Here is a 15,253-nt window from a genome sequence, read left to right as displayed (position 1 = left end):
TATGGCAGCAGATATCATTCAAAAAAATTGCGTAATTGGGTGTATTGACCGTTCGTCCTCGGCAATTGCTGTATGTCACGCCAGTGCTTGGATAGCTCAAACACTCGACCTACCACTGACACTGTTACACATGAATGAAAAAATCTCGACATCAGCACACCATGATTTAAGTGGGATCATCGGATTTGATACCCGAGAAACTTTATTGAATGAACTAGTGTATATTGAGGAAAAGCGAGCGCGTTTAACCCGTGAGGAAGGCCGACAATTATTGATGAGTGCAAAAAAAATCACTCAAGATTTAGGTCTTCATGATGTTAATACACTTCAGCGACAAGGAACGTTAGCCGAAGTGCTAAATCAAGAAGATACGCATATTGTTGTACTTGGTCGTCGAGGCGAGCAATCTGAATTAACGGGCCATATTGGCCGTCAACTCGAAGGCATTATTCGACTTCAAAAAAACTCAGTGCTTATCTGTAAGCGAAACTTTACCCCACCGAAAAAGATAATGATTGCATTTGATGGCAGTGAGGAAGGTGAACGAGTCATTCATCGGTTAACACAAGTGAAATTATTAGCTGGTAGTGATTGCTATCTGGTGATGTACGGTAACCAAGACTGTCAGCTCAAAAAAGCACAAAACCAACTTCATCAAGCCGGTATTCAGGTGAAAGTCAATTTACTTGAGGGTGACAATAGCATCGTTGATGAGTTGTGTAACTTTGCAGTACAACACCATATTGATTTGATCATCATGGGGGCTTTTGGTCATTCGCGATTGAGGCAATTTTTTACCGGAAGTCATACGACAGAGATGATACATAAAACGCCCGTGTCATTACTCATCATTCGTTAGTCTTTTCGTCTATAGTCATTATTACCAAGAGAGGTGACTCGCTTTCGTCACCTCCCTATCATAATAAATGGCTACGATTTATCGACAATATGAATAAAATGAATGTGTTTTTCATATTGATCGAGGATATCATGAATAATCTGCGCTTCACTCCATCCCATAATATCGTAGTCTTGCCCACCTTCCTTTAAATAAACTTCAGCACGGTAATATTTCTGAGACTCATTATTTTCATCATCATCCATACCCACTAATGCAAAAGAAGGCGTCAAATAGTCTCGTAATCGTATTTCATAGAGAAAATTGAGGTTCTCACCAAATTGTACTTCAAGAGTCACCCTATCGTCTTTCTCATTATGGATAGCGGCCTCGGTCCCCTGCTTTTCCAACTCAGTAACGACAGACTGCATAGCCGGCTCAATCACTTCCGCCATGAAACGTTTAACTTGATTACGTTTAGGGAAAAAAGCTATTTTACGTAATCGACGTTGCCATGATAATCCCCCTCGCCCAGTACTTGGTGCTAAGGTAGCAAGCTGTTGACTGTCTTTTTTATACACATCAATACGTAAGGCTTTTAGTAATCCGATAATAGCAATCAATAAAATAATTGCAAAAGGTAGTGCGGTAGCTATCGTCATGGTTTGCAATGCCGTTAATCCGCCTGCCAGTAAAAGTGTGATTGCAACAGCACCCATCAAAAAGGCCCAAAAAATACGTTGCCAAACAGGAGTGTGTATTTCACCACCAGAGGCTAATGTATCGACAACCATCGCCCCAGAATCCGCAGATGTCACAAAAAAAACAATGACCATCAACATAGCGACAAAAGAAAGAACAGATGAAAATGGAAAGTAATTTAAAAATTCAAATAAGGCGAGAGCAACATCTTTTTGTACGACTTGTGCCAACATTTCTGCTCCATTATCACGGATCAAATGTATGGCACTATTTCCAAAAAAAGTCATCCAAAGCAGTGTAAACCCAGCAGGAACAAACAAAACACCTGTAACAAACTCACGAATAGTGCGGCCTCGAGAGATCCTCGCAATAAACATGCCCACAAAAGGGGACCATGAAAGCCACCATCCCCAATACAATAATGTCCATCCCCCCAACCATTCACTCGATTGCGGCTCATAGGCATAAAGATTGAAGGTTTTATTAATGATATCTGAAAGATAAGCTCCGGTATTTTGGACAAAAGATTTAAGTAACAGTACTGTCGGGCCTAAAATCCCAATTAATAATAATAATAAACCCGCTAAACTTAGATTGAGTTCAGAGAGAATTCGTATGCCTTTATCTAAACCACTGACGACTGATAACGTCGCTAATCCCGTAATCACAACGATCAAAATTACTTGCATCGTTGGACTGACAGGAAAACCGAATAAGTGCGCTAATCCTGCGTTGACTTGCAAAACACCAAATCCAAGCGAAGTTGCAACCCCAAAAACGGTACCAACAACAGCAAAAATATCAACAGCATGTCCCATTGGGCCATAGATACGTTCACCAATGATGGGATAGAGAGCTGAACGCAATGTAAGCGGTAAGCCATGTCGATAACTAAAAAAAGCGAGAATTAAGGCGACAATGGCATAAATAGCCCAGGCATGTAAACCCCAATGGAAAAATGTAATTTCCATTGCTTCTCTTGCAGCTTGAACCGTTTGTGGGTCTCCAACGGGGGGAGCAAGATAGTGCATTACTGGCTCAGCTACCCCGAAAAACATGAGTCCAATACCCATTCCTGCGGAAAACAACATAGCAAACCAGGAAAGATAGCTAAACTGTGGTTGAGCATGATCTGGACCGAGTTTAATTTGACCAAATCGAGAGAGTCCTAAATAGGCGACTGTCAATAAAATCAATGCGACGGCTAGAATATAAAACCAACTGGCATTCTCAAAAAGTTGAGCTTGTAGGGCTTTTAACAAAATTTCAGAACGTTGAGGAAAAATAGCGGCTACTGCAACGACGCATAAAATAATAAAGGCAGAAATAAAGAAAACGGGCGGATTTATTTTCCCCCACTTTCTTGTTTTTTCTGATGATAATGGCATTCTATTTCCTTTTAAATGAGTAAAAATCATTATCATAACTTGAGTATGATAACGTTATATTATCGAATTAAAACATTATTTCACAAGTTACTTGATTCTAAAAATGTAACTTTCTGTATTATTTATATGTACCTTTATTAAGAAATATATAGATATATAGGTTAATGAAATGATTAATTTCATTATAACTACCATAGTTGAATTCTAATTATTATCTAATCTAATAGACCTGATTTGTAGTTTTACATTAGAAATATATACAGATTTCATCTAACGATACTATTGAATTATTTTTTTATTTATTAGCATGTTATTTCATTATCAACATTGACCTCATATTTTTAAAGCTCCTACCGACATCATCCGCCCGAAGGGCTGTAGACGGCAAACAGTGTGTCAGAGAACAATATTAGGTTAGGGCCGTCGAGACCCGCGTTAGCGGTATTAGGTTGTTTAATTCCCCTATCTATCCCCTGTCCTAGTTAAGCCTAGTGAAATTAAAACGATAATTTTATTTCCTTGCCCCTTTGAAAAACGCAGTGAGACGGACGAGAGGCGTAGCCTCGATGAACGGCTGTAGCTGCGCGTTAAGGTGGCCTATGGCCAGCTTTACGGGGGCAATGGCACGGTGCGGAAGCTATGTTCTGAGCGACAGCCATTTATGGCTTGTAAGCGAAGGCTTTATTGGTTTTATCTCTTTAGAGAGTGCGGCTTGAAAAAGCAGAGCCGCAACTCCTTATTTATAAGGTCGTTTAGTTCAGAACCTAAAAACGAATTTAACTGTAAAAGACCAATACCCTTCGAAGGTAATTGAAGAAGAAAACAACATTCGAAGTTAATGGGATAAATAAAGAACGAATATGTAGGTGCCTTCATTATCGGGATGAATGAGAAGCATAAAGTGACAAGAATTTCGCTTAAAAAATAAGAGAACCAAATTTAGGGTGAACAGAACCCCCGCCAATTAAGACGGTAATTTAAAAAGAAGGATTAGGCGTCAGGTAAATGCGCTAGATAGTAAAGATAAATCGCCTGGCCTTGAATACTCGGGTATAACGCTTTCATTTCACGCTCAAATGCCATAACCGCGGCTATCGGTTGTGTCACTCGCCACGCTTCAAAACGCCGCCATGCCGCATGCTCCGGACTTTCTGGCGCACGGGTACTTTGCGCTAAAGCTTTCTTTTCCTTCAACGCCTTCGCTAAATGTTTTTTCTCTTGTTTGAGTGCATCATCTTCCCCAATCACAAGTGTTTTGAGCTTGTTAAGTAAGTTGCGAAGCTTGTGCTTATTATCGAGGGATGCCACATTTGCACGGGCGAGCCGTAACACATGCTGCGCATACCGTTTTTGGTAGCTCTCTTTTAATCCCTTCTTTTCCATCCAGCGACTAAAGCTGGATACCACACCCCGCAGCTCCAACGGTGAAAAACCGAGTCCATGAAAAAACTCCGGACGTATCCAAATCCGCATCGCTTTGTATTGCTTGGCTTCGATATCAAAATCGCGGTCAATCACGATGAGCTTAGCTTGCTCCCAATCACGCAGTGCATGCAATATCGGGTCGTAACTTTTACGCCCACTATCATAGCGATACAGTTGACCACACAACTCTGCCAACTTCTCCACTGAGCACATCACTTCGAATAATGCATCACTTTCTGGGTTGTAATCCGCATAGGCAATCATTGCCATCGCTAACGCACCAAAGGTTTCTCGACGCTCTGAGCGCACCGATATCCGCTGCTTTCGGCTATAACGCAGTTGGTAAATATGCGGGTTGCGATTCCAGTCATGCCGTTTTAACGCCGCGGCAAAACGACGTACGGGCACCAGTTTAGGTAATTCGCCTAAAAATTTTGGTGTGTAATGTCGATGAATTTTACCGACAGAACAAGGAATTACAGGAATTGAGGTCTCATTAGACATGCATCTCCGCACTTATGTTGTACGGAAGGAGTTGAATTTTTTTGCGCATAATTCTATACTCCCCATTAGGAGTTCAACATTACCCCTAACAGAATTGTTCTGATGACCCCTGATAATCTTTCAGTCCGCCAAGATAGAGAAGATTACAGGGGTTTTCTATTTGTGGGTTCCCAGCACATTTCGTGTGTTACATCCCATGTCTTGCCACCTTATAGCGTGGTCACTTTAGGCTTAATTTCTTTTATTCTTTATTTATATTATCAAAATACGTCTGCATTACAGTTTGAATTGTTTCATCTAGTTTTTCCTGTAATTGTTTTGGCATCCGATTAAATTCGTAACTAAATCCTCGATCCTTTACTCGTTTTCTGGCATAAGTATTCTTATCTTCAAAACCCCAAAGTTGTTTTACTGTCACTTCATTTTTTTTATTTTTAGAGACTAACTGATCTGTAATATTTTTTAATGTAGTTAAAATTGTTTTCTTTAACTCATCAGGTGCTATTTTGTTTATGTCTATTAGTCTTTCAATTCTTTCATTAACGTCATTAATGATGTCTTTCTTAATAAGCTTTTTTGAATCAATGAGTTGGTCTATAGTAAGCAGTAATTTATAATCGCTATAAGCCAATTCAGATTGAACAGGGAATAATGCAATAATGTCATCTGTTACCGAAGCTGCTTGAATTGCTCGCGTAACCTTTGCCGCTGATAAATTCTCAAAAAGAGCAATCTCTTTTTGTGACATCCCCTTCTCTCGTAACTTTAAAAGCCGCAGTCCAACTTCTCTTAAGTTATGTTCTTTTGAAGTTTGAATATCGAGAGCCAATTGCCTGGCATCATCATTACTGATTTCTGAATCAGTGACTAAAACAGATAATCCAACATGACATAATAAAGCAGCGGCACGTCGTCTTGAGCCATCTAAAATTTCGATTTTTCCATTTATTTTGTGACCAATAGCAGGAAAAAATTGTTGTAACTTAATGGTTCTTGTAATATCCGCAAGTGACTCTGGCGTTAATGCGTTTTGATCTCGACCATTAACTAAGAACCTTACAAAAGTTTTCTCTGCTAATTCATCGGCAGGAATGTCAGTCAAATAAAAAATAGCTGACTTACCTGATTTAAGCATAAAACGTTGTGAGTGCTTTTGATCTGTTGCTAAATGCGTTAACGTTGAGGCACTCAACGTTCTTCCGATAGTTTTTCTTTTAGTTTGCATAATAACCTCTATTCATGCGAAGAAATTCCACCCGATCAAAAACAGCTTTAGAGAAGTCTTCCGCAGCAATTTTTGCACTTTTTAACGCTTCAGCACTGCCAATGTATGTGGCTGGATTAGCAGAAACAACCGTGTCAAATGATTCGCCGCAACGTTCAAACCCATCGAGTCTTGGCAAGGCAACATCTAACATATCTCCACCAAAAATTTCCTTTGCTAAACTATGGCATAATTTATGATCTGTTTTATTGACTAATTTAGACATAAACCCAATGTTACTGATCAAGTTAACGCTTACCCCCGTTGATTCTATCAAGTCAATGAGCTCGGGTAAGCGAGTTAAATATTTTAATGTTGAGTGAAAATCAACTTGTGCAGGTGGTACCGGCGTCATTAAGATATCTGCTGCTGCGATTGCATTAGATAAAAAAGCATCAAGATGAGGACCACTATCAATAAAAATAAAATCATAATCTTGCTTAATTTTATTGATAATATTCTCACGTAAAACAGTATAAATATTATGCCCAGGTAAATGTTCCGCACACAACAACTCCCATTGAGATGCAATAAATGCATCTTCAATAGACGCTGGGATAACATCTACGCCTTGTACAACAGAAGGTAAAATAAACTCGTTAAATAATTCCTCACGGCTAACATTCTGTAACATTGCCTGAGCGGCTGTTGTATCAACAGTTCCAATAGATTGCATATGATCCAAAAACATCGTCGCAGATGCCTGAGGGTCAAGATCTATCACTAAGATCCTAAGATCCTCATATATAAGATGAGGGTGCGTACGTAATGCATGCGCTAATGATACTGTACTGACGGTTTTTGATACCCCTCCCTTTAAATTACCAACAAAAAAAGTAAACGCTTCAGAATAACGATCACGGTATTTTGGTACACCGCGGTGATGATAAATATCGATAATATTTTGGATCGTCATCGCATATTTTGATGCTGTCCCGGCTTGTCTTTTCTCAAACAAGTATCCATCATTCTCCATTTCATTGACGGCATAATCGACACTAGCTCGAGTAAGTTTAGGCAATTTAGCGACCGCAGCTTTAGAGTAAACTTGATAATAAGTCGTTTCATTGAGTTCTTCTTTTTGCGATTGAACTTGAGATGTCAATGACTGTAACAATCTTACAGAACGGCTTGCAATTTTGTTGAACTGATTATTTACCCTAACCATGCTAGATAATCTCCGTATGCAGCATTCTTAACTAGAAAGAATAATCCTACATAAGTTAGATATTGTAAACAACCTTTTCAGAATTATTTTATCCCCATCAAGAAATAAACAATAAGTTATTGATAAATATATGTTTAATTATAAAAACGGGAATGTATTTCAGCCTGAAATCGCCAATATTAATAGATCTTAGGAAAATTAAAATTAAGAAGATATTTTATATTTAGTAAAAAAAATTACTAATATTAAAATTAAATAAGTAAATATTTATTATTTTAATATTAATTTACTTATGTAATATTATTCTTTAAAAATCACTCTCCCCATCATTTGAGTCACTATAATTTATTGATTTTTATCATAATTATTAAATTTTAACTGAGTATTTCAATCTGAAATCACCATGATATTGAAAATATAATTTCCAATATAGTTATCTAAAAGAAATATCAAAATGCAACATCGTATCTAGAGTGAATATTTTCGTATATATATCTGTAGAACTTGACTTTTTATGTCCTAAATATGCTTGGATGACCTTCATCGGGACACCATTAAAAATGAGGTGCATCGCAAAACTGTGCCGAAATGTTTTGCAGGTGATCGGATTAACAACATATGAAGCACCATTCACTTCCGCTTGTTCAACCGCAGAACGTAGCCAATTTCGGACCGTGTTATCACTTTGGATTGGCCAAATCTGGCTTTGATTCTTCAATCGCATCGTCGCAAAGTAACTTTTCATCAATTGCACATATTGAGGATCAAAGAGTGCAACAATCCGTTTAGGCCGAGATTTAACCTTTGTTTGACCAACGCTTGTTTGCCTTTCCCGCTGCTTGAGCGTCCTTAACACCACAAAAGGAGTTTCTTCATCTAAGTAAAAATCCCCTTTCGTTAATGCCAACGCTTCATGGATACGAGCGCCCGTATTCCATAACGTATCAATCAACGTACGCTGATGCAGATCGGGAATAAATTGTAAAAGTTGATTCACTTCTGGGGCCAATAAATATTTTGGACAATCTAACTCTGCTGCAATGGCCAAATTTCGTAATTGTCGCGCACGTTCTAGATAACCATTTTGTAAAAGGGCTTGAGATTGTCGCTGTAAAATTGATTTACCACTTTCAGGTTTGACCGGAAAAAAAGCAGACATAATACATTACCTTAATAATCACTATACTTATAGTTACCTTTAATATTATCGTCTATTGAAATTAAAAGTGACGCGGTAACAGAAAAATCGCGCACACGCGCATGACGATCATCGGATCCTTTCACCTTTTAGAGCCGATTTTTAACTCTGCTGAATTTAGGTATTATTGCGTTTTTTCCCTTAAACCGCAATAAGTTACATAACACGGATAATATTAATCATTCAAAAAAACAAGATATATTGAAGATCCTCATAACGATCATACTAAATAAGGGAAAATAAGCGAAATACATCATTTGCGGAGAATGACGATAAAGCGCAATAATAAAAAACAAGAAGGATTGGTCAAAAAATAGGCTTTACAAAACCTATTAGGAGAGGATTTCAAACCACTTCTAATGTGATTCATTAAATAATGATAAAAATGGCTTAAAATTGATTATAGAGAGATTTAGCTATATTAAGGCTTTTTGACGAAAAATAAGGTAGGATTTACAACCAACAAGGATTTAAGTTAATAACGAGCTTTTTAAGACACCACGGTGTGAAGATAAATAATAATTACTATCTAGGCTGTACAGCTGATGTAAAAATGGTAATTAGTGGTTCAAGATCCAGATAAACACCAGCAATATTCGCATCTATCCAATCATTCTGAGAGATAGTGGGCCACGTTATTTCATAGCCTAGTACAAAAAGCATATCTTCAAAAAAGAATCGTAATGTACGTCCATTTCCTTCTCTAAAAGGATGGAGTAGATTAAGTTCACAGAATAAACTTACCAAATCTTTAACTAAATCAGTAAGATGAGTATGATCTGCAAGTTGTGGGATGTTATTAAAAAGCTTTATTACTTCAGGTTCGATCCTTGAAAAAGTACAAAAGCGGGTATTACCTTTTGAAATATCCACTTTCCTAATCTTACCTGCCCACTCATAAACATCTTGAAAAAGATAAAAATAAAAATAAAAATAAAAAAATTTAAATGAGAAAAATTAAATTAAGAAATATCGAATTTATCACTTTGATATGAAAGATATCTCTCTGTTGTAAAAGCTATTTTCGGCCTCTTCAAGAACTTCTACATCGCATATGTTAAGCAAATTAATAAGAACGTCAGTGCCTGAATAACAGTATATATCCTGACTGATACCATATTTATCGCGCATATTTACGTTTTAGCTCTGGAATAGACAGTTTTTTTCTTTATTTTTCAAAGACAAACCTTCATAAGAAAGACTTGTTTTGTAGTTATCCAAAGATGTAACAAATTTTTCTTTAGTCACTAATACAGGTGTTCTCATAGTTTCCCTCTTCAAAATAACATTTAAATGTTCTCGTATAGTACCAAGTATAACACAAGATAGAAAATTTTTTAATTATAAATATTATTAACTTTATGTAGTTTTAATCTTAATATTTTTTAATATGCTAAAAAATAAATAAATCTAAATTATTATTCCCTTTCAAGAAAAAAATATTATTGATTAATATCATGCTTTATTCTAAAAAAACCATAAACTAAATATATTGATCATTTCAAAAATTTTTAAAAATAAGTCGAACTTTGTCATGCTGTCATTTTTAATGATACATCAGTCATTATATTTACTATTAAAGATTTATATTATTGATTTTTCTTCATTAACTATCAAAAATATTAACGATAAATATATTTCACAGATATTCTTAACAGAAGAATCTATTGATAAATGCAATATTCCAATGATAAGGTGTAGATCTGTTTGTCAACACTCCCATACTCGAAATTTTTTATCTTTACTAGAGTAATTTATATCTATTTAGATGATTTTATCGCTTACTAAGTCTTTATATAATAAAAATTGGTCAGTTTTACAAGGATTAATTTGAGTATGACGTCATTATTATCTTTATTTATCGCTGATAATGCTTAGTAAGCTATAAATCAAAACATAATTATGGTAATACATAATCACATATCACCATAGATCATATTAGAAAATATACTTAAGATGAGTGTTTTGTGTATGTAGAATTAATTTATAGCCCATAACGAAGTCTCAATGATTGTGGATATGGACTGAAATATTTTTGTTTACTAAGGTAACTATCTGGATACTCCGATAAATAATGATTTAGCAGTGTTAATGGCGCTAATAACGGCTGGATCCCATGTCTATAATCTAAAATCAGCTGACTCAATGCTTGACGCTGTTTAGAGGTTAAGTACTGTTTGAAATAACCTTGTATATGCATCAAGACATTTGTATGGTTACGCCTTGTTGCTTGTTGCTGTAATATAGACATAAATCTATTCCGGTATTCGGCAAAAAGCGTATCTAATGAGCTCCAGTCTCTATTTGTAGCTACAAAACGACCTAAATCCCGAAATAGTAGCTGTGAGTGAGCTAATAAAACTAACTTATATCTGGTATGAAAATCTATCAATGATTGACGTGTGAAATTGTTTATTTTTAAATGGTTAAGTTCACTTAATGCAAAAACTCGATTAATAAAATTTTCTCTGAGGTGAGCATCACTTAAACGCCCATCCTCTTCAATCGGTAACCAAGGCATATTTTTTAATAATTGACTCGTAAAAATGCCTGTACCTGCTTTTTTATTACCATTTCCAACGGGATCATACACACGGACTCTCTCTAAACCGCAGCTAGGTGAGTTTTTACATACAATGTAACCACTTAAATTACTTATTTTTTCTAAATATCCCGTAGAAAATTGTAACATGTTATCGGTTAAATCGCCTTCACGCCCATCACTGAACTTCAATTTAATTTCATTTTCTTTAACTAATCGCAATGCAGGCCGAGGAGTTGGTAACCCTATTTCCATTTCAGGACAAACAGATTGATATTCAAAATAGTCAGATAAATCATCAACAGCGAAAGCTAATCGTTTATGCCCGCCATCAAATCTAACTTGCTGACCTAATAAGCAAGAGCTAATACCAACAATTATTTTATTTTTAGGGTTCAATTTTTCATTACTAGCAGATGACTGCGACATATTAACACTCCAAACATTATTCATAAAAATCATAAAGTTAAATTAAATTTATAGTATTGATATTTATATAATTTTTCTAAAATATTTAAACATGATAGAAAAATAATCCATTTCAATTTTAATGACCTTCTTATTAAGAATCAAATAATAACTGATACTCCTAAAAGTTGACGCTCAATATTAAATATTCAATAAATAACTTAGACTAATTCAATTATCAGTAAGATAAACTGCTAAGAAAAATCGACAGTTCATAAAAATAATCCTATATTATAAATAGCCATTGTATAGAAATTATCAATATTATGAAAAAATATCCATCTCCTTTTTCACGTATTACACATACCTCAAATCAACTCAATAGTTTGATTTTTGTCGCCCTTCCTCTTCTTCTTGTATTGCTTGCAGCCTTGTTCTGGAGTGCCGAGCGAATCATTGAACAAGAAAAACGTCGCCTTGAAGTTGATTTTTCATCATATATTGGATATTTAAGAGAACAAGAGAAATTTTTACTCGAGTTAGCTAAAGAGAATAACCATCTTTCTGAAATGATAGAAAGCCGAAATTATTCATTAGAATATCAACAAACCCCAGCAGATTGGCCTTTAAGCTTATTGGAAGGAAAAGAATCATTAGTTGGAATGCCATTCACCCTAGCTTGTGATAATAACTTAGAGTGTACACATCTTCCCAGCATATTATTTTCATTAGGTGCCTATCTAGCTGATTATTACTCCACATTTTGGGGTTCATCTTACTTCCCGGCTGCTGCTGTATTTTTTGTCAATGAACATGATAATATCAGTATCAGTGTACCCGCAGTGAATACACTTACTGGTAATGAATCTATTGACGCAGAGCTTTTTAAAACAGTAACAGAAACCGTACGTCGCTCAATTCCCGACATCAAAGAAAAACTCACCCACTATTCAAACGAACAAGAGCAACTCGCTAAACATACGTATGAAAATAAAATTATCTGGATACATACTCTAGAGCTAGGGAATGATTTAGTCGGTATCATTCCCGCTGGATTTGACTTTAACTTATGGCAAGGTGCTGAGTTATCACCAAAAGATATCTATGCAGTAACACTTTTTAATCCTCAGAGGATTAGTGTTTTAGAAAGGATCCTTAATCCAACACTAAACCATAATTTTTGGTTAATACATCATCAATATGGACAACTGCTAGGTTCTTCATCTCTGCCTGAAGGTCTCACTGATGGTTTGAATTATACTAAAGATGGCTTATTTCTAAAGTTACAAAATAAAACAGGTGAATGGATAGGCTATTATCAGGTTAAATATCATTCTTTTTTTGATGATAATTTATGGTTACCGCTTAGCCTAATTGGTGCTGTATTTTTTAGCCTTCTTTGTGGTTGGTTATACCAGCTATGGTATAAACGTACAGTCCTTGAACCCGCCATTGAATTTCAAAATCATTTACTTGAAAGTGAATCATTTAATCGAACACTTGTTGATACAACACCTATTGGGATCTGTGTTATCTCTAAAACCGATCAAAAAATTATTTTTGCAAATCCATTAGCTGAAATATGGTTAAAATTACCCAAAAATAACAACCCTTTTTATTCTCGTGAATATCGTCAATTTATATCTTCGTTATCGATAGAAAATAGTAGTTACGGTAATATTTCATCTTTTACCTCTGGTGAATTTACATTATATATTGCTTATACCTCTACATATTATAGACAGCAAGAGGTTATTTTATGTGCATTTACAGATATTACTAAGCAAATAGAAATTGAGCAACAACTTGATAACGCTAGAATGGCAGCTGAAGATGCTAATCGAGCAAAATCAAACTTCCTATCGACAATGAGCCACGAAATAAGAACCCCCCTGTATGGTTTAATCGGAACACTCGAACTACTTCCCACAACGGAGCTATCAGAGGAGCAAAACCGATATTTAAATCGTATATCTACAACCTCACAACTCCTCATGCATTTAATTAGTGACATACTGGATGTGAGTAAAATTGAAGCTAATCAGTTGCATTTACATAATCAGCCTTTTGATATACTAGATACGATACATTCTACCATAGAAACCTATACCCATTTAGCTGATAAGAAAGGATTACTTCTTTTCAGTTGTATTGACTGCAAGATTGCTCCAAAAAGATTTGGCGATGGATATCGACTTCAACAAATCTTAGGTAATTTATTAAGTAATGCAATTAAGTTTACTAAAACAGGCTCAATTACAATTTATGTTTCATCAGAAGATGCTCAGATAGACATCTCTGTCGTTGATACAGGCATGGGCCTATCATCATCGCAAAAAGAGAAACTGTTTATACCTTTCTTTCAAGCGCATACAGATCAACACACGTATGGTGGAACCGGCCTTGGATTATTTATCTGCGAACATTTAGTTACACTAATGGGCGGAACAATAAATGTTGAGAGTCAAATAAATAAAGGAAGTAAATTTACAGTTAAGATCCTCCTTCCTCCCTCATCAAATCAAACAACATGGCCTAGTTTGAACGGTATGAATATTTGGTTACAAACACCTTATCAAAAAATAACTGAGAATATCTACTCTTGGTTAATTCATTGGGAAGTAAATGTGTGGCTGGATGAAATCGAACTTCAAGAAAAAAATATTGAAGCGGCTAGATTATGTATAGGTGCAGATAATATAGATAAATTAACTACATTTCATGGAGAACAAATTATTATTCATGATTTAAATATCAATATTCATACCTTATCAAAACAACTTTTGAGCCTATATAACAATGAGGACGTCTCTGAAACAAGTACAACAACACATACCCAACTATATGATTGTACTGTTTTAATTGCGGAAGATAATCCGATAAATCAAGCTGTTTTAACAGAACAATTAAAGTTATTTGGCTGTAATGTTTTATTAGCTGATGATGGTGAAGAAGCGCTAGCAATATGGGATAGCTACAGTGGAAATATTGACCTTGTACTCACTGACGTAAATATGCCTTACATGAATGGATATCAGTTAACGCAAATATTAAGAGATGAAGGAGCCGTATGTCCAATTATTGGCGTTACCGCAAATGGGCTAAAAGAAGAAGAAAAGCGTTGCCTTCATTCAGGAATGAATGATTGGCTTGTTAAACCACTTGAATTGAAGCGATTATCTCAATTATTAGAACAATATTTTGTTCATAAGTTAATTACGGATGAGCACTTACCTTTAAGCTTTATTAATCCTCTAAAAACAAAAGATAAAGATAAAATAATTGAGTATTTACAGAATGATCTCACTCAGCTTAATGACGCCATTGAACAACAAAATAGTGATGATATGAAACAATTAGTACATCGCTTAAGAGGGGCTTTAGGCATTGTAAATAGAAAAGATATCTCTGCCCAATTACAAAAATTAGAAATAGAACTAACAAAGCAGCGAAGTGATGAAATACACTTAGATGAATGGAAAAATATATGCAATAGGTTAGAACAATGGATTAGATCACTTAATGAAGCGAATGATTAAAAATACCAAAAGCAGTTAGTTACTTTCAACACCAAAAATTCAATATTAAATCAATTACTTGAAATAGTTAGCATAAATTCTACCATTAATTGATAATTGTTGGGTAATACTCAATAGTAAAGTTAAACTGCAAATAGTACTGGTTATAAACTCTATATTTTCACATTTTAAATTAATTATTAAACCGAACTCTATAGTTTTATCTATAGAATTCGGTTTAATCTAACAAAGAGCGCTGATAATTTCACTTTTAAAAGCAACTTTACTGTCTCCCTGC

8 protein-coding genes and 1 pseudogene are annotated in these 15,253 nt (G+C 35.3%); 2 read left to right on the top strand and 7 right to left on the bottom strand.

All coding sequences use genetic code 11. The features are described 5' to 3' along the window. Position 1 precedes the first annotated feature (1 nt). Positions 2–859, top strand: coding sequence for a universal stress protein (locus PSE72_RS18590; RefSeq protein WP_272691064.1), 858 nt, complete (start codon positions 2–4; stop codon positions 857–859). Between the two features lie 71 nt (positions 860–930). Here PSE72_RS18590 and PSE72_RS18585 read toward each other — a convergent pair whose 3' ends face one another. The 7 genes and pseudogenes from PSE72_RS18585 to PSE72_RS18555 form a co-directional block, all read right to left on the bottom strand. Further along, on the bottom strand, positions 931–2,928 hold the full coding sequence (locus PSE72_RS18585) for a BCCT family transporter (RefSeq protein ID WP_198635326.1): 1,998 nt from the start codon (positions 2,926–2,928) through the stop codon (positions 931–933). Positions 2,929–3,918: 990 nt separating this feature from the next. After that, positions 3,919–4,857 carry a RepA family replication protein gene (locus PSE72_RS18580; protein WP_198642057.1) on the bottom strand — a complete coding sequence of 313 codons (939 nt, stop codon included), beginning with the start codon at positions 4,855–4,857 and terminating at the stop codon, positions 3,919–3,921. 241 nt (positions 4,858–5,098) lie between these two features. Next, positions 5,099–6,082 carry a ParB family protein gene (locus PSE72_RS18575; RefSeq protein ID WP_123382871.1) on the bottom strand — a complete coding sequence of 328 codons (984 nt, stop codon included), beginning with the start codon at positions 6,080–6,082 and terminating at the stop codon, positions 5,099–5,101. Then, positions 6,072–7,289 carry an AAA family ATPase gene (locus tag PSE72_RS18570; RefSeq protein WP_110592996.1) on the bottom strand — a complete coding sequence of 406 codons (1,218 nt, stop codon included), beginning with the start codon at positions 7,287–7,289 and terminating at the stop codon, positions 6,072–6,074. The genes PSE72_RS18575 and PSE72_RS18570 overlap by 11 nt, the downstream gene beginning before the upstream one ends. Positions 7,290–7,722: 433 nt before the next feature. Further along, complete coding sequence (locus PSE72_RS18565; protein ID WP_110592995.1) at positions 7,723–8,448, bottom strand: tyrosine-type recombinase/integrase; 726 nt, start codon at positions 8,446–8,448, stop codon at positions 7,723–7,725. 564 nt (positions 8,449–9,012) lie between these two features. Then, positions 9,013–9,393 (bottom strand): annotated as a pseudogene (locus PSE72_RS18560) (Fic/DOC family protein); the annotation flags it as partial. Between the two features lie 1,078 nt (positions 9,394–10,471). Then, the gene (locus PSE72_RS18555) at positions 10,472–11,458 is read right to left on the bottom strand and encodes a YbgA family protein (RefSeq protein ID WP_272691063.1); all 987 of its coding nucleotides are present in this window, start codon (positions 11,456–11,458) and stop codon (positions 10,472–10,474) included. Between the two features lie 305 nt (positions 11,459–11,763). On the opposite strand from PSE72_RS18555, the gene PSE72_RS18550 reads away from it, so the two are divergent. Beyond that, positions 11,764–14,976 carry a hybrid sensor histidine kinase/response regulator gene (locus tag PSE72_RS18550; RefSeq protein WP_272691062.1) on the top strand — a complete coding sequence of 1,071 codons (3,213 nt, stop codon included), beginning with the start codon at positions 11,764–11,766 and terminating at the stop codon, positions 14,974–14,976. Positions 14,977–15,253 lie beyond the last annotated feature (277 nt).

This window comes from Providencia sp. PROV116 (assembly GCF_028482485.1).
In the GTDB taxonomy this organism is placed as follows: Bacteria; Pseudomonadota; Gammaproteobacteria; order Enterobacterales; family Enterobacteriaceae; genus Providencia; species Providencia rettgeri.
This window is presented reverse-complemented; position numbering and strand designations above follow the sequence as displayed.

Excerpts from the sequence above, each read along its gene's own strand:
- PSE72_RS18570 (WP_110592996.1), bottom strand. The coding sequence starts at position 7,289 with ATGGTTAGGGTAAATAATCAGTTCAACAAAATTGCAAGCCGTTCTGTA.
- PSE72_RS18555 (WP_272691063.1), bottom strand. The coding sequence starts at position 11,458 with ATGTCGCAGTCATCTGCTAGTAATGAAAAATTGAACCCTAAAAATAAA.
- PSE72_RS18580 (WP_198642057.1), bottom strand. The coding sequence starts at position 4,857 with ATGTCTAATGAGACCTCAATTCCTGTAATTCCTTGTTCTGTCGGTAAA.
- PSE72_RS18565 (WP_110592995.1), bottom strand. The coding sequence starts at position 8,448 with ATGTCTGCTTTTTTTCCGGTCAAACCTGAAAGTGGTAAATCAATTTTA.
- PSE72_RS18575 (WP_123382871.1), bottom strand. The coding sequence starts at position 6,082 with ATGCAAACTAAAAGAAAAACTATCGGAAGAACGTTGAGTGCCTCAACG.
- PSE72_RS18585 (WP_198635326.1), bottom strand. The coding sequence starts at position 2,928 with ATGCCATTATCATCAGAAAAAACAAGAAAGTGGGGGAAAATAAATCCG.
- PSE72_RS18550 (WP_272691062.1), top strand. The coding sequence starts at position 11,764 with ATGAAAAAATATCCATCTCCTTTTTCACGTATTACACATACCTCAAAT.
- PSE72_RS18590 (WP_272691064.1), top strand. The coding sequence starts at position 2 with ATGGCAGCAGATATCATTCAAAAAAATTGCGTAATTGGGTGTATTGAC.